At 61.7% G+C, this 15716-nt stretch carries 16 protein-coding genes and 1 tRNA gene; 12 read left to right on the top strand and 5 right to left on the bottom strand.

The genetic code is table 11. The features are described from left to right. Together QO034_RS10060 and QO034_RS10055 are read left to right on the top strand one after the other, a co-directional pair. Window positions 1–1902, top strand: a 1902-nt coding sequence (locus tag QO034_RS10060) for a hypothetical protein (RefSeq protein WP_284485392.1), incomplete at its 5' end; no start/stop codon positions are given. Between the two features lie 256 nt (window positions 1903–2158). Further along, entirely contained in the window at window positions 2159–2560 is a 402-nt protein-coding gene (locus QO034_RS10055) for a hypothetical protein (RefSeq protein ID WP_284485391.1), read from the top strand. Window positions 2561–2912: 352 nt separating this feature from the next. Here the strand turns inward: QO034_RS10055 and QO034_RS10050 are convergent. From QO034_RS10050 to QO034_RS10035, 4 genes are all read right to left on the bottom strand, one after another. Continuing rightward, window positions 2913–2989 (bottom strand) — tRNA-Arg (locus tag QO034_RS10050). A gap of 104 nt (window positions 2990–3093) precedes the next feature. Continuing rightward, the gene (locus QO034_RS10045) at window positions 3094–4479 is read right to left on the bottom strand and encodes a sensor histidine kinase (protein ID WP_284485390.1); all 1386 of its coding nucleotides are present in this window, start codon (window positions 4477–4479) and stop codon (window positions 3094–3096) included. Between the two features lie 18 nt (window positions 4480–4497). Next, on the bottom strand, window positions 4498–5916 hold the full coding sequence (locus tag QO034_RS10040; protein ID WP_284485389.1) for a dihydrolipoyl dehydrogenase family protein: 1419 nt from the start codon (window positions 5914–5916) through the stop codon (window positions 4498–4500). Window positions 5917–5920: 4 nt separating this feature from the next. Continuing rightward, complete coding sequence (locus QO034_RS10035) at window positions 5921–6652, bottom strand: TVP38/TMEM64 family protein (protein ID WP_284485388.1); 732 nt, start codon at window positions 6650–6652, stop codon at window positions 5921–5923. A gap of 304 nt (window positions 6653–6956) precedes the next feature. On the opposite strand from QO034_RS10035, the gene rpmH reads away from it, so the two are divergent. From rpmH to yghU, 4 genes are all read left to right on the top strand, one after another. Further along, window positions 6957–7091: a 50S ribosomal protein L34 gene (gene rpmH / locus QO034_RS10030; RefSeq protein WP_284485387.1), complete on the top strand. Its 135-nt coding sequence runs from the start codon at window positions 6957–6959 to the stop codon at window positions 7089–7091. A gap of 22 nt (window positions 7092–7113) precedes the next feature. Beyond that, entirely contained in the window at window positions 7114–7536 is a 423-nt protein-coding gene (rnpA, locus tag QO034_RS10025) for a ribonuclease P protein component (RefSeq protein ID WP_284485386.1), read from the top strand. Continuing rightward, window positions 7533–7796, top strand: a complete 264-nt coding sequence (yidD, locus tag QO034_RS10020) for a membrane protein insertion efficiency factor YidD (protein WP_284485385.1) — start codon at window positions 7533–7535, stop codon at window positions 7794–7796. The genes rnpA and yidD overlap by 4 nt, the downstream gene beginning before the upstream one ends. Before the next feature lie 169 nt (window positions 7797–7965). Continuing rightward, window positions 7966–8847 carry a glutathione-dependent disulfide-bond oxidoreductase gene (yghU, locus tag QO034_RS10015; protein ID WP_284485384.1) on the top strand — a complete coding sequence of 294 codons (882 nt, stop codon included), beginning with the start codon at window positions 7966–7968 and terminating at the stop codon, window positions 8845–8847. Window positions 8848–8926: 79 nt separating this feature from the next. Here yghU and QO034_RS10010 read toward each other — a convergent pair whose 3' ends face one another. After that, window positions 8927–9148: a hypothetical protein gene (locus QO034_RS10010; RefSeq protein ID WP_284485383.1), complete on the bottom strand. Its 222-nt coding sequence runs from the start codon at window positions 9146–9148 to the stop codon at window positions 8927–8929. Between the two features lie 195 nt (window positions 9149–9343). On the opposite strand from QO034_RS10010, the gene QO034_RS10005 reads away from it, so the two are divergent. From QO034_RS10005 to yihA, 6 genes are all read left to right on the top strand, one after another. Continuing rightward, window positions 9344–9718 carry a glycine zipper family protein gene (locus QO034_RS10005; RefSeq protein WP_284485382.1) on the top strand — a complete coding sequence of 125 codons (375 nt, stop codon included), beginning with the start codon at window positions 9344–9346 and terminating at the stop codon, window positions 9716–9718. A gap of 113 nt (window positions 9719–9831) precedes the next feature. Beyond that, window positions 9832–10716: a tRNA 2-thiocytidine(32) synthetase TtcA gene (gene ttcA / locus QO034_RS10000; protein WP_284485381.1), complete on the top strand. Its 885-nt coding sequence runs from the start codon at window positions 9832–9834 to the stop codon at window positions 10714–10716. A gap of 67 nt (window positions 10717–10783) precedes the next feature. Beyond that, window positions 10784–12331, top strand: a complete 1548-nt coding sequence (locus QO034_RS09995) for a putative bifunctional diguanylate cyclase/phosphodiesterase (protein WP_284485380.1) — start codon at window positions 10784–10786, stop codon at window positions 12329–12331. Between the two features lie 126 nt (window positions 12332–12457). Continuing rightward, window positions 12458–14275: a membrane protein insertase YidC gene (yidC, locus tag QO034_RS09990; RefSeq protein WP_284485379.1), complete on the top strand. Its 1818-nt coding sequence runs from the start codon at window positions 12458–12460 to the stop codon at window positions 14273–14275. After that, the gene (locus QO034_RS09985) at window positions 14272–15015 is read left to right on the top strand and encodes an MOSC domain-containing protein (RefSeq protein ID WP_284485378.1); all 744 of its coding nucleotides are present in this window, start codon (window positions 14272–14274) and stop codon (window positions 15013–15015) included. The genes yidC and QO034_RS09985 overlap by 4 nt, the downstream gene beginning before the upstream one ends. After that, complete coding sequence (gene yihA / locus QO034_RS09980) at window positions 15015–15665, top strand: ribosome biogenesis GTP-binding protein YihA/YsxC (RefSeq protein WP_284485399.1); 651 nt, start codon at window positions 15015–15017, stop codon at window positions 15663–15665. Before QO034_RS09985 ends, yihA begins: the two co-directional genes overlap by 1 nt. Window positions 15666–15716: the final 51 nt, after the last annotated feature.

Genomic DNA, 15716 nt, shown 5'->3' with positions numbered 1-15716 from the left:
CTTCGTTATAGGCTGGCCAGTTCCTGGTCTTGTAGGTCGGTGGTGTCGGTCTGCTCATTCATCCCAGCTACCACGCTGGATTCACGAGATGAATCCCACACGGAATTTGTGCAACAGAGCCATTCGCAGCGCTTGTTGACCCTTGTAGGGCTGATAGCAAGTCAGATTTCACCGCAAGAAGCGCAAGATACCTTGAGCTACGGTTTGGCTCTTTTTGAGAAGGAAATGAACGAAAGTGATGGAGATGGGGCATGGAGACCTGAGCTCTTCCCACCTTCTGATGCGACAACTGGTTTGGCTGGGTACTTATGGTCCAGTTTGGCAAGTCCTGAAGCATCAACCCGATGGCAAGCGGCACACGTCGTATGCCTATTGGCCAGCTTCGGTGAAACCAAGGTCTTGGGAGCTCTCGGTCGGCTGGCGAATGCCGAGCAACCCAACATTTTCCATGATTTATCGTTGCCGTTCTACCAACATGCCGCTGAGCAATGGGTATTGATCGCACTTCGGCGAACGCTCAATGCCGGCCATTGTATCCCCCAGGAATTGATAGAATTCATCCTAGACTCCTGTTCGCCAACGGTGACCCACACAATCATACGCGGGTTCGCCGCTCAATGCGCGTTGCTGTTGAACAAGAATGGTACTGTGACGCTTGATGAGAAAGAGGTTGCCAGGTTGCAGGAAATCAATACGTCCAATTTTGCTCCAGTCTCAAAGCAGGACACGAGTACTGGACCAACGAAACAAAGCAAGCTGTTAAATGAAGGTGACCGATACTACTTCGGTATTGACCTGCCTCAATATTGGTTCAGTCCCTTGGGGCGAGTTTTTGGAATTTCGCAAAAGGAAATCGAACGACGCGTTCTGAGTGTCATTCGAAACAAGTGGAAATCAACAGCTACCGGCGCTTGGGTTGAAGATCCACGAGGTAAACGAGGCTATTATCGAGACATGAAAGCTCATCACTCGCACGGAAGTTATCCGCGAGTTGAGAGCCTAAGCTTCTATCATGCATATCACGCGATGATGGAGCTCGCTGGCGCTCTGATCGATGATGTTCCAGTACTGAAGAACCCGGATTATTATGATCGACTTGAAGATTGGATCGAACGACATTGGATCACCCGACCCGATGGCAACTGGTTGGCTGATCGTCGCGATCCAAAGCCTCCCTATTGGCCCGATTGGAAAGTCACCGAAGAAACGGATGAATGGCCAACTTCGGTATCGAAGGACGTATTGCTAAGGCAAATCGAGCATCAAGATTTCATTCCGGTTTGGGGCAGCTGGAGGGAAGTCGCCGGAGACAGAGAGCAGTTCGTCCGTATATCTTCCGCACTTGTCTCATCAGAGCGGTCAGGATCGCTGGTTCGAGCCTTACAGACCGCCACAAATCCAATGGATTATCGCATTCCGCCGGCGGGCCATGAATTGGAGATCAATGCGGGGGCGTTCCAGCTCCAAGGTTGGGTGGCCACGGATTCAAGAAGTGAAGGAATTGACGAGTATGACCCTTGGGCTGGGGTTGTCCATTTTTCAAGCCTTCGTCCGGCGAGTTGGCTCTGCGATGAGTTCGATCTGTCATCAGACAGTGAATGTCGTTTCTGGCACAATCGTTCGGAACCAGATGGTGTTCAGTTCAGATCGTTGACATGGGGTCGAAAGGAACAAGAACAGGAATTCCGGACCGCAGAGACAGGCTCTCGCCTCGAGATGCAGCGAGACGCACTCTTGGCTTGTTTAGAGCGGCTAGATCGAGAACTTGTTTTTGAAATTCAAGTTGAACGGGAGTTCAGGAGAGATTCCTATCGAAATCGCGAAAGATCGATAGGGAATTATACGCCATCATACACACTTATTCTAACCATGGGCTTCGATGGAACATACCGAACAACATAAGAAGATAATCGAACTTGGGAAAAAGATCGTCCAAGAACTGGAGCTCGACCAAAGCTGCGATACGCTAGGTCGCTGGATGGCGCATCATTTGGCGTAGCTAATTGCCGATGCCGAGCAAGGAGATGAAGACGACGCGAGCGCGACACAACAGGAATGTAGGGCAGCTATCTTTGAACTATGGGAGCACATACTCTCTGTTCCAACTGCGGCCAGACCGTTTCGCGACTTGGAGCCCATCGTTGAGACGATTAGGGCTTTGGATCCTGACGAGCGCGACTACTTCTATCAGACGCGAGCTCAGGAAGTTGCAGATAGTTCGGGTTTGCCTCAATCAGCAAAGGAATGGCTGAAGCTATCGCAGATAATTGACTACAGTGCCCGGCTGCTAATCCAAATGTGCTTCGATCGCGTCGCTGCTGAGACTTCTGGAAAACTTAAAGAGTGGATCGAACTCGCGTCGGAGGCTGGGGCACGCGACCTCCCAATCGTAAGAGTGATTCATCAACTCGAAGATCAGCATGGCAGCAGTGAGCGAAGTGTGCAGGAGGAAAGAGAAAAGCTTCGAGAACGCCTCGAGCGTCTACACGGCATGGTTCGGTTGTCTGAGTTGCTCGCAAGCGACATTCAGCATCAGCTTGATGAACTGGACGGAAGTTAAGCCGCTTTCTGTTGGGGGCTATCCGAACCAATCTGCCCCGCCTGCTAAACCGGCCTTTTGCGCTTGCGGCGAACGTCGGTTCTGGTGGGCCGCACCGCAGCGCCTGCTTGAGTTAGCGAACGGCAGGTTTGGGCCGACAGCGCTAGCTGTTGCTGAAAGGACTTGCGATTGCAATGCCGGGTTAAACCTCGTGTTCAACTCTCGTTTGCTCCAACGGCTTTGCAACCAGTTGCAAATCTGACCCCACTTTGGGAACCTTCATCTGCCAAACCCTAGCACTTCAAGGGTTGGCGGGCTTTTAGGCGGGTAAAATCCAACAGGTAAAAATTTTTCCAATGATTTCAAGTGGTAGTGGCGGACCGAGGAGGATTCGAACCCCCGACCCCTTGATTCGTAGTCAAGTACTCTATCCAGCTGAGCTATCGGTCCACTGCGCCGCGATTTAGAGGTGGCGGGACGGGTTTGCAAGGAGAAACCGCGGGAAAGCCGCAAAAATCCGCCGGTCCTGCGCACGCACCCGATCGCGGAACCTGTCAGGCCATTCCATCGCCTTTCGGCAAACGGATGCTGAACTCCGTTCCATCGGACCCTGTTTGCGCCAGTTTCAAGACGCCGCCATGTCCGCGCACCAGTTCCGCCGAGATCGCCAGCCCCAACCCCGCGCCGCCCTTTCGGGCACCGCCCTGAAACGGGGTGAAGAGGTGTTCGACGGCCTTCTGCGGCAAGCCCGGACCGGTGTCCCTGACCGTGATCCACCAGTCCTGGTCGTCTTCATGCGCCAAGACCGTTATGGTTCCTTCGCCGCCTGTCGCGGCGATGGCCTGGCGGGCGTTGCGGACGAGGTTGAGCACCACCCGGAACAGCTGTTCCGGGTCCGCCCGCACCATGAGATGCGGCGGAATCTGCGCTTCGAACCGGATAGCACCGTCGCCCACCGCGAGTCGTTCGCTGTCGATCACGTCCGTCACCAGTTCTCCCAGCCGCAGGAGGCCGAGGGTCGGCGCCGGTTCCTCGAAACGTCCGAAGGCCAGCGTGCTCTCGCACAGCGACACCGCGCGGGTGATCGACCCGACGAGTTTCGGGGCCAGACGCCGGACCAGCGGATCGTCCGATTCCTCGATGCGGTCGGTGAAGAGCTGCGCGCTCGTCAGGATGTTGCGCAGGTCATGGCTGACCTTGGCGACGGCACCGCCAAGCTGCGCCAGGCGTTCCTTCTGTTTCAACGCATGGGTCAGTTCCGTCTGCAACTTCAGCAAGGCTTCTTCTGCCTCGCGCAGTTCGGCAACGCCGGCGCTTGGCCTGATGATTCCCCGCGCATCTTCCGGGGCCGCGGCGTAGCGCTGCATGTAGCCGACGACGCCCTTGATCGGGCGAACGAGAAACGCCCGGACAGCCAGGAACAGCAGCACGGCCGTGAAGGCGGAAATCACCGCCGAAAGCGCCAGGACCCGCAGGCCGTAGTCGATCATCGCCATCCGCAGTGGGCCGCTTTCCATCGTGATCTCGATCAGCAGGCCAGCTTCACGGACCGGGGCGCCGATCACCCGGATCACCGCGTTGCCGGGCGTGAACAGCCGCATCATCGCGTCCCGTATCAGAACGAACGCTCCGGGATCGCGCAAATCGAAGGTCGCCTCGATCGGCATAGGGATCTTCGAACTCAACCTGAGTTCCCGTACCGCGTCCCGTTGAAGAACCACGTTGAACACGCCCGCGTTTTCCAGGAGTTCGGCTTCGAGCTCGGTGGACAGCATGTCGTCGGCTTCGAGCGCCAGCGACGCGATCTGCGCCCGCTCAAGCCGGTTCAGCAGGTAATCCTCGCGGAACCGCGCGACCGACGGCACGAAGATCAGCACCTCGGCGAGCATCACGAAGACCACCGTGAGGATCAGGAACCGGCCGGATAGCGTGTTCAGCATGTCGCCCCTTGTGTCAGGTCAGGGCATCCATTTCTGAACCAGCCCCACCACGCGTTTTACCATAGGGTTATCAAACAGTTTCGGAGAGAAATAGGCCCCGGCAACGCGTTTGTTAAGCTCTCCTATGGTTGGATAGGGCGCGACCATGGACGTGACGTCGCGCATCTTCATCCCGTTGGCCAGCACCAGCGCCCACAGGTTGATGAGTTCGCCGGCCTGATGGCCGACGATACTGACTCCGACCGGGCGTCCCTTGACGACCATCACCTTGATCTGCCCGCTTGTCCTGCGTTCGGCGATGGCGCGGTCGTTCTCGTCATACCGGAACCGCGCGACATAGAGCGCCGCGCCATGTTTTTCGCGCGCCTGAACCTCCGTCAGGCCGACCTGCGCCAGCTCCGGTTCGGTGTATGTGACCCAGGGAATATGGGACTTTTCGGCCTTGCTCGGCAGACCGAACAGAATCGACCGAAGGACCACGCCCGCGTGATATCCGGCCACATGGGTGAATTGCAGACCACCGGCGATGTCGCCGATGGCATGGACCTTGCGGTTCGTGCTGCGCAGGGCCGCATCCACCGCGATGCCCGTATTCGAGGTCTCGATCCCGGCCGCCGCGAGGTTCAGACGCTCTGTATTGGCCTTGCGTCCGGCCGCCATCAGAAGATGGCTTCCCCGGAACATGCGCCCGTCCCGTGCCACGACTTCGATGGCCCCGGCCGATCCGCGGATTTCCGCCGCCATCGCCTGTTCGGCGATGGCGACACCTTCGCGGCGCAGCCTTTCGACCACCAGAGCGGCCAGTTCCGGGTCATCCCTGGCAAGCATCGTATCGCCTTCGATCACCGTAACCCTTGACCCCAGACGCACGAACGCCTGTGCCATTTCCATGCCGATCGGACCGCCTCCCACGATCAGCAGGTGCTCGGGTTTCTCGCGCAGGTCGAACAGAGTTTCATTGGTCAGATAGGGCACGGTCGTCAGCCCCGGCACCGGCGGCACCAGTGGACGCGAGCCGGTGGCGATCACGATCCGGCGGGCAGCGATGATCGTATTGCCCGCCTGCACCTCGGTCGGTGAAATGAAGCTGCCGAATTCGCGGATGACCCGCACGCCCAGCCCCTCGAACCGTTCCTGGCTGTCCACCGGCGCGATCTGAGCGATCACCCCTGCCACATGGTCCATGACTGCGGCGAAATCGACCTTGGGCACCTGGTTCGCGATACCAAACTGCGCGACGTTGGCCTGCGCATGTGCCGCCTTGGCCGCCGCGATCAGCGCCTTGGACGGGATGCAGCCGTAGTTCAGGCAATCGCCCCCCATCTCGTGGCCTTCCAGCAGGACCACGTCGGCTCCCATCTGGCTGGCGCCGGCGGCGACGGACAGGCCGCCCGCCCCCGCCCCGATCACCAGCACATCCGTCGTGACGCGCTCCATCCGTTCAGATCCCGTTCCGGTCGCGCAGGACCCTGACCACCATCGGCAACGCGGCAAGGCCGCAAAGCCCCAGCATCGGGCCGAGGATCTGCGGTTCCCACAGAAGCGACAAGTCCGGCGTTTCGCCCCGGTCGAACACTTCGCCCAGCCCGACGCCGATCCAGGTGAAGACGATGGCACCCGGAACGATGCCAAGCGCGGTGGTCCAGACGAAATTGCCGAACTTCACCCCGACCAGCGCCGGCAGCAGGTTGGCAACGAAAAACGGCACGGCGGGAACCAGGCGCAGAAGCAGCAAGATGCTGATCTCGTTCTCGCGCAGCCCGTCCTTCAGCCGCTTCAACTTGCCTTCAGAGGTTTCAAGCCGGGCCGACACGACCGCGCCGATGCCCAGTTGGGCGGCCAGAAAGATCAGACAGGCACCGATGGTGGCGGCGGTGACATTCAGGCACACACCAAGACCCAGCCCGAACAGGAACCCCCCGGTGATCGACGCGATGGCCGCGCCCGGCAGAGAGAACGCAACGACGGTCACATAGGCCAGCAGGAACACGGCCGCCATGCCCGGCAGGTTCTGATCCCGAAAGGTCAGCAGGGACTCGCGGTTCTGCCGCAACGTCTCGAAACTGATATGGTCCCGCAACGTCAGACCGCCGATCACCGCGACGACCAGCATCACGATCAGGGGAATGTGGCGGCTGAAACCGCGGTTCGGCGTATCCGGCATAACGGTCATCAAGCCATGTCCAGTTGGTATCGTTTGGCGATCGTGGGTCCAACATGCGCCCATCGCGCGGCAAACGACAGGGGGATCACGCCGCCTTGATGAGCCATACCCCGTATCGTGGGGTTTTGGCGGATCGGGGGTGAAACTGACACATTCGCGCGTTTGCCGGCGTTCGAATTGTTGCAATTGCGGCCGAATCCTTCGCGTCGGGGTTTGACTTACGTGTTCCACCGCTTTAGAGGACGGGCTTCATGAGACACCACGGGACCGCGATTCCGCGCCGGGCCCATCCGAACCAGCTGGAGATGCAGCGATGAAACGCACTTTTCAACCTTCGAACCTCGTTCGCAAACGCCGCCACGGCTTCCGGTCGCGCATGGCGACCAAAGCGGGCCGCAAGGTTCTGAACGCACGCCGCGCCCGTGGCCGCAAGGTTCTGAGCGCCTAGGCTCAGCCGCGTTCTGACGGACATGATACCGCCGGAGGCCCCAACGGATGGCACCGCCACCGGAGGGATAGCGCCCCCGGCGGTTTCCGTTCGTCTGCAGGTCGCCATCACCATCCTTGCGAACCGTGCCGATTTTCTGCGCGCCGCCCGCGCAAGGCGACAGGGAACCGCGTCGATGATGGTGCAGGGGCGCAAGCGCGCTCCGGACGAAGCCGCTGGCATCCGGGTCGGGTTCACCTGTTCCAAGAAGGTCGGAAACGCCGTGGCCCGCAACCGCGCGAAACGCCGTCTGCGGGAAGCCGCCCGGCTGGTCCTGCCGACCGACGGGCGCGACGGCTGGGACTATGTCCTGATCGGCCGCGCCGAAGCCACCGCCTCCCGCGCCTTTGACGCGCTGCAAGACGACCTGCGCTTCGCCCTGCGCAAGCTGCACGGCAACCCATGACCTTTCTGGCGCATATCCTTGCCCTGCCCGTGCGCGCCTATCGCCTGGTCTTCTCGCCCTGGGTCGGTTTCAACTGCCGCTACCAGCCGACCTGCTCCGCCTATACGCTGGAGGCGCTGGAAAAGCATGGCGCGCTCAGAGGCGGTTGGCTGGCGGCGCGGCGCATCGGGCGTTGTCACCCGTTCGGCGGCTCGGGCTATGACCCGGTCCCCGATGCGGACGGCGCATCGGATCAGCGGAATTCGAACGCCTCGCGTTGAAATCCGCTCCGGCGCGCCTTCAAACCCGGCGGGACGCCATCGCGCCCGCGCCCCGGTCTTCGCGCAGTGGCGAACGTGGCATGACGCAGAATTGCACAGCCCCTGGTGTGGACAATCCGGAAACCGGACGTAACTGTGAACCATCTGGAAAACAGGACAGGCGGAAACCATGACCGATCAACCCGACGAATACACCCCGCCCGAGGTCTGGACCTGGGACGCGGAAAGCGGCGGCAGGTTCGCCAGCATCAACCGCCCGATCGCGGGGGCCACCCATGACAAGGCATTGCAGGTCGGCAAGCACCCGTTCCAGCTCTATTCGCTGGCGACGCCGAATGGCGTCAAGGTCACGGTGATGTTCGAGGAACTGCTCGCCGCGGGCCATGCAGGGGCGGAATATGACGCCTGGCTGATCAATATCGGCGAAGGCGACCAGTTCGGCAGCGGGTTTGTCGCGGTGAACCCCAACAGCAAGATCCCGGCACTGATGGATCACACCACCTCGCCGCCGACCCGCGTCTTTGAAAGCGGCGCAATCCTCTTGCACCTGGCGGAGAAATTCGGCGCCTTCCTGCCCTCCGATCCGGCGAAACGCCCGGAAATGCTGTCCTGGCTGTTCTGGCAGATGGGCAGCGCGCCCTATCTTGGCGGCGGCTTCGGGCATTTCTATGCCTATGCGCCCACCAAGATGGAATACCCGATCAACCGTTTCGCAATGGAAACCAAGCGCCAGCTCGATGTGCTGGACCGGCAATTGGCAGAGCATACCTATGTCTCGGGCGAAGATTACACCATCGCGGACATGGCGATCTGGGCCTGGTACGGACAACTCGTGCTGGGACGTCTCTACAGCGCCGCGACCTTCCTTGAGGTGGAAAGCTATACCAACGTGATGCGATGGGCGAAAGCGATCGACGCCCGCCCCGCCGTCCAGCGCGGGCGCATGGTCAACCGCGCCTTCGGCGAGCCGGAAACCCAGCTTCACGAACGCCACGAGGCGTCGGATTTCGATACCCGGACCCAGGACAAGATCGGCGAGGCCGCTGAGTGATCCGTCCCGGCGCCCTCCGCGCGGGCGCCGGGGATTTTTTGAAACCGATGATGACCTCGCCGATGGTGACGCCGAACTTCTACACGCGGGTCAGCAGCCGGCACTCTGTCAACAGCCACATCCAGTCGTCGAACTTTACCCGCAACGTCCCGGACGGGGTGCCGACCCAGGTCTCGGCCCTGTCTTGCGCCGCGACCAGACGCGTCGTTTTGGTGCGGCCATCCTCACAGGTGAGTTTTTCGCTCGTGTCAGCGCCCGACCGTCCGACGCACCCCATCACGGTCAGCGCAATTGCCGCCATTGGGATGATCCGACTGTCTTGCCTCCCTGGTCAGGAATACCCCCGAGGCCGCGCGCCGGTTCAGAAAGGCGAATCCCGGCCCGTGCGCAACAGGGGCCTTGCCCTTTCGCCGTCCCAAACGATATTCCTAGTGTGAGCCGCCAGCCGCACAAAGGATCGGGCCGGGCGCCCAACATAGCAACACAAGGACATCGCATGGCCTCTCTCAAACCCCTCTTCGCCCTGCCGCTGGTCGGACTGATCGCGGCATGCTCCAATGTCGGCGCCAACTACACGCCGGTGATCGATGGACCGGTCGGCCCGAACTTCAACGCCGACCTGTACCAGTGTCAGCAGCTCGCCGCCTCGCAGGCCACCATCGACAGCAGCACCGCCGGCGCGGCCGCTGCCGGAGCCGGGCTTGGCGCGGCCTCCTCGGTCATCATCAACGACAACAGCGACGACCTCGGCCGGGCCGCCGCCGTCGGTGCGGTGGCGGGCCTGACCTCCAACGCGATCCAGAAGACCCATAACCGCGAGGTCATTGTCAGGAACTGCATGCGCGGGCGCGGCTACAACGTCGTCGGCTGATCCAAGGCGGACTGCCGCGGGCAGATCTCTCTCCTGCGCTCTGCGGGACCGCATCACGACGGCCCCGCAGAGCGCCCCTTGCCCGACCGGGGCGACTCCACTAGGGCGAAACGATGCTGGATCAAGACGACGACATCCACCCGCTTTTCGCCGGTGCGCCCCGAACCACAGAGTTCAAGAAACTGCGAAAACGCATCGTGCGCCAGACGCGCGAAGCGATCGATCAATATGGCATGGTCGACCGCGACCCCGCGGCACCGCGCGCCCGCTGGCTGGTCTGCCTGTCCGGCGGAAAGGACAGCTATACCCTGCTGGCGGTTCTGCATGAATTGCAATGGCGCGGACTGCTACCGGTGGACATCCTGGCCTGCAATCTGGATCAGGGCCAGCCCGGTTTTCCGGCGACGGTCCTGCCGGCGTTCCTAAAGGAAAAGGGCGTGCCGCACCGGATCGAATACCAGGACACCTATTCGGTCGTGATCGACAAGGTGCCCGCCGGACGCACCTATTGCGCGCTCTGCTCCCGCCTGCGGCGCGGCAATCTCTATCGGATCGCGCGCGAGGAAGGCTGTTGCGCGGTCGTGCTCGGCCATCACCGCGACGATATTCTCGAAACCTTTTTCATGAACCTGTTTCACGGCGGACGCCTTGCGACGATGCCGCCCAAGCTGGTCAATGAAGACGGCGATCTGTTCGTCTGCCGCCCCTTGGCCCATGTGGCGGAGGCGGACTGCGAACGCTTCGCCGCCGCGATGAACTATCCGATCATTCCCTGCGATCTGTGTGGCTCGCAGGACGGATTGCAGCGCCAGCAGGTCAAGCGGATCCTCGACGGATGGGAATCAAACAGCCCTGGACGCCGTCAGGTGATGTTCCGCGCCCTGATGAACGCGCGGCCCTCGCACCTTCTGGACCCGAATCTGTTCGATTTCTCGGGGCTTGCCAGACTGCCGGCACAAAAAACAAACAAATCGAACGAAATTCCATATTTACGTTAACCCCGCCGTCAGAACCGGATGTCTAGTTTCGCCGGGTGCCCCGTGCCCGTTTTCGAAAGGTAGCCCCATGATGAACCCGCTGTCCGGCCAGTTGACCCGGTTTCGCAATCGGATTGTTCCGGTTCTGACCGGTCCTCCGGTTCTCGCCTTCCTGCCGGCCGTCACCCTGGCGGCCTTCTGGCTCGGGGGCGAAAAGGCGCTGGTCATGCTGGCCCTGGGTCTGCCGCTCCTGTTTGCGCTGGCGGGCGCCTTCGGTCGCTGGCCGAACGGGACAGGCGTGCCCCGCGACAGCGTGACCGGCCTGTTGCTGCGCGACGGTTTCGACACCGTGGTCCGGCAGGTCTATGAAGACACGGAAACATCGGGGCTGCGATCTGCATGTTTTATTCTGGAACTGGACGACTATAGGGAGACCGTCGACCGGTATGGGCTAACCGCGGCGGATTCCATCGTGCAGCGCAGCGGCGAACGGATTCTGTCCGCTCTGCGGGACGGAGACACGGTGGCCCGGATCGGGGACAGCCGGTTCGCGATCTGCCTGATGGCCGTGCGCCAACTGGACCTGGAATTGTGCATCCAGCTGTCTGGCCGCCTGCAAAGCGAGGTCGAGGAACCGATTTCGCTGGACGGGATGTCGGTCTACACATCCTGCAGCATCGGGTTCTGCCTGCGCAGCCGCGCACCGGGCAAGACGGGTCAGGACTGGATGAATGCCGCAACCGCCGCATTGGCGGACGCGAACAATACCGGGCCATCGGCCATCCGCGCCTATTCCGCTGAAATCCAGCGCAAGACCAAGGCCCGGAACGACCTGCGGGACAACGCGGCGGCGGCGCTCGAAAACGGACAGATCCAGCCCTGGTATCAGCCCCAGATCTCGACCGACACCGGGAAAGTCACCGGGTTCGAGACGCTCGCGCGCTGGTTGCATCCGGTTCACGGAATGATCGCCCCGGATGTGTTCCTGCCCGCGATGCAAGAGGCCGGCCTGATGGAGCGGCTGGGACAGGTCATGCTCTACCATGCATTGACGGCGCTCAAGGCCTGGGACAGCGCAGGGATGGACGTGCCGCGCGTCGGTGTGAACTTCGCGACGGACGAATTGCGCAACCCCCGGCTCGTGGACAAGATTCGCTGGGAACTCGACCGTTTCGAACTTTCGCCAAACCGCCTGTCGGTGGAAATTCTCGAAACCGTCGTCACCGACAATCCCGACGATACCGTCACCCGCAATATCGCGGGTCTCGCGGACCTGGGATGCCGGATCGACCTGGACGATTTCGGAACCGGGCATGCGTCGATCGCCTCCATTCGCCGGTTTTCGATCTCGCGGATCAAGATCGACCGCTCCTTCGTGATGAAGGCGGACCGCGACCCGGAACAGCAGCGCCTGATCGGCGCCATCCTGACCATGGCCGAACGGCTGGAGCTGGAAACGCTGGCCGAGGGCGTGGAAACCGTCGGCGAACATGCGCTTCTGGCGCAGCTTGGGTGCGACCATGTGCAGGGCTTCGGCATCGCGCGTCCCATGCCCTTCGATCAGACTCTGGACTGGATAACCTCGCATGTCGCGAAATTGCAGGACGCCCCGAAGATCGGCCGCGACGTCATCTGACGAACCGGTCGATCCGCCGCCGGCGGGTCCACCGAACAGGGCCAATCGGGGCGATTCCGCTTGACCTTTGGGGCTGCACTCTGTTGAACCCACCCTGTCTTTGCATGCACAAGGTGGCTGTCCCCGATGGACGATCAGAACAAGAACCTCATTCTCGCAACCGCTCTCAGTTTCCTCGTGATACTGATCTGGTTCGTCGTGTTCCCGCCACCCGAACCGACCCCGGCGCCGGAGGTGACGACAGGGGAACTGACCGCGCCCGGCGACGGCCTTGCGACAGCGCCGACGACGGCCGAAGCACCGGCCGGAAGCACGCTGCAAGTCGAAACGCGGCAGGAGACCCTGGCCGAAGCACCGCGCGTGGAGATCGACACCCCGCGTCTCACGGGAAGCATTTCGCTCCTGGGCGGACGCATCGACGACCTGTCGCTCAAGGATTACCGGGAAACCATCGATCCCCAGTCTCCCATTGTCACGCTCCTGTCTCCCGTCGGCACGGACTCCGCGTATTACGCTCTATATGGCTGGGCCCCCGGAGCCGGGCTGACGCTGGACGACGTTCCCGGCGCGAACACCCGATGGACGCTGGAGAACGGCCAGACGCTCGGGCTTGATGCCCCGATCGTGCTTGCATGGACAAACGACAAGGGCATGACCTTCCGCCGCACGATCGGGATCGACGCCAACTTCATGTTCACCGTCACCCAAAGCGTGCAGAACGGTTCGGACATGACCGCGAGCCTCGCGCCCTACGGGGTTCTCGCGCGCCATGGAGAGCCCCAGGACCTGAGGAACTTCTTCATTCTGCACGAAGGCCTGGTGGCGATGGCCGATGGCAAGCTGACGGAAACAGATTATTCCGACATGCGCGATTTCGCCGTGGATTCCCGCGAAGGCGCGCGCGCCGAGGTCACGCAGGTCGCAGAGAACGGCTGGATCGGCTTTACCGACCACTTCTGGATGACCACCCTGATCCCCGAACCCGGCAGCCCCTTCAAGTCGGTGGCCAAGTATGACGAGGCGCGGGACATCTACCAGGCAGAGGCGGTGCTGCCGACCCAGACCGTTGCCGCCGGCCAAAGCACGACCGTCACGACCATGCTGTTCGCCGGGGCCAAGGAATGGGAAACCCTGCGGGAGTATGAACGCAGCGGGATCCAGAACTTCGTCGACAGTATCGACTGGGGCTGGTTCTTCTTCCTGACCAAGCCGATCTTCTGGCTGCTGCACAACATCCATGCGCTGATCGGCAACATGGGCTGGTCGATCATCGGCCTGACCCTGATCATCAAGGCGATCCTGTTCCCGCTGGCCTACAAGTCCTATGTATCGATGGCCAAGATGAAGGAACTTCAGCCGCAGATGGAAGCGCTGAAGGAAAAGGCGGGCGACGACCGCCAGAAACTGCAACAGGGGATGATGGAGCTCTACAAGAAAGAAAAGGTCAACCCGGCCGCAGGATGCCTGCCGATCCTCTTGCAGATCCCGATCTTCTTTTCGCTCTACAAGGTGATCTTCGTCACCATCGAACTGCGCCATGCGCCCTGGTTCGGCCCGTTCCAGGACCTGTCGGCCCCGGATCCGACGTCGATCATCAACCTGTTCGGGCTGCTTCCGAACGCGGCGCCGGAACCCGGCTCCCTGATGGCGACCATCTTCATCGGCATCCTGCCACTGCTTCTGGGCATCTCCATGTGGGTCCAGCAAAAGCTGAACCCGGCGCCGACCGACCCGACGCAGCAGATGATCTTTGCCTGGATGCCCTGGGTGTTCATGTTCATGCTGGGCAGTTTCGCCAGCGGGCTGGTGGTCTACTGGATCGCGAACAACACGATCACCTTCACCCAGCAATACATCATCATGCGCAGCCAGGGGTATAAGCCCGATGTCTTCGGCAACATCAGATCGGGCTTTTCCAGAAAGGCGAAGACGGAAAAGAAATGACCGGCGCCGTCACCAGCCTCTGGCGTCACCCGATCAAGAGCCATGGGCGCGAAGCGATCGACCGCGTCATCCTGAGCGCCGGGCGCACCATGCCCGGCGACAGGATCTGGGCGGTGGCGCATGACCGTTCCAAGGCCGATGGCAGCCAATGGGCGCCCTGCGTGAATTTCAGCCGGGTGTCCAAGGTGGCCGGCCTGATGGCGATCACCGCCCGGCTCGACGACTCGACGGGCCTTGTCACCCTGTCCCACCCACGGCTGACGGACCTGACCTTTGATCCCGACCGGGATCTGGCGGCCTTCCTGATCTGGGTCGATCCGCTGATGCCAAAGGACCGCGCGGCCTCTGCCCGCATCCTGCGGGTCCCTGACCGGGGCATGACCGACAGCGATTTTCCCTCTGTCACCCTGTGCAACGCGGCGTCGCACCGGGCGGTGGAACAGAGGCTGGGGCACGAATTGTCGATCCACCGCTGGCGCGGCAACATCTGGTTCGATGGCGAAAACCCCTGGATCGAATTCGACTGGATGAACCGGGACGTTCGGATCGGCGGCGCGGTCCTGCGGATACGCGAACGCACCGATCGCTGTGCCGCGACCACCGCGAACCCGGACACCGGCCGGCGCGACGCCGACACGCTGGGCGCGCTGAACACCTGGGGCCACCAGGATTTCAGCGTCCGCGCCGAAGTCATTCGGAGCGGTCCCGTCGCGATCGGCGACAGTGTGCAGGTGCTATGATGCAGATGACCTTTCCCCTGGCCGAACGGCCGGACCATCTCAGCGCCGAAAAGGGGCGGCTCCTGTTCGCGCAGGAATCGGTCTTCGTCAAGGGCGTGGTCGCCATGTCCGGCCTCCCCCCCGCCGACCGGATGGAGGTCTGTTTCGCAGGGCGATCCAACGTCGGGAAATCCACGCTGATCAATGCCCTGACGGGCACCAAGGCGCTGGCGCGCGCCTCCAACACGCCGGGCCGCACGCAAGAGATCAACTATTTCGCGCAGGGGCCGGAACTGTATCTGGTGGACCTGCCGGGCTACGGTTTCGCCAACGCTCCACTGCCGGTGGTCGAAAAATGGCAGAAGCTGCTCAAGCAATACCTGTCCGGCCGCCCGACCCTGCGCCGCGCCTTCGTGCTGATCGACGCGCGCCACGGCATCAAGAAGGTGGACGAAGAGATCCTGTCGCTTCTGGACAGCGCGGCGGTGACTTTTCAATGCGTGCTGACCAAGACCGACAAGGTCAAGGCGGCGGAGCGCGACAAGGTGCTGGACCAGGTGCGCAAGGCGCTGGCGCGCCACCCGGCGGCCTATCCGGAAATCGTGCTGACCAGTTCGGAAAAAGGTGACGGGATCGCCACGCTGCGCACGATCATCGCAACATTGACCTGACCCGCGCTTGCCGGGCCGGCACGAACCGTGACATCTTTCTCTGACGGGTTG

Origin of the sequence: Sedimentitalea xiamensis (genome assembly GCF_030164465.1) — a bacterium.
In the GTDB taxonomy this organism is placed as follows: Bacteria; Pseudomonadota; Alphaproteobacteria; order Rhodobacterales; family Rhodobacteraceae; genus Sedimentitalea; species Sedimentitalea xiamensis.
This window is presented reverse-complemented; position numbering and strand designations above follow the sequence as displayed.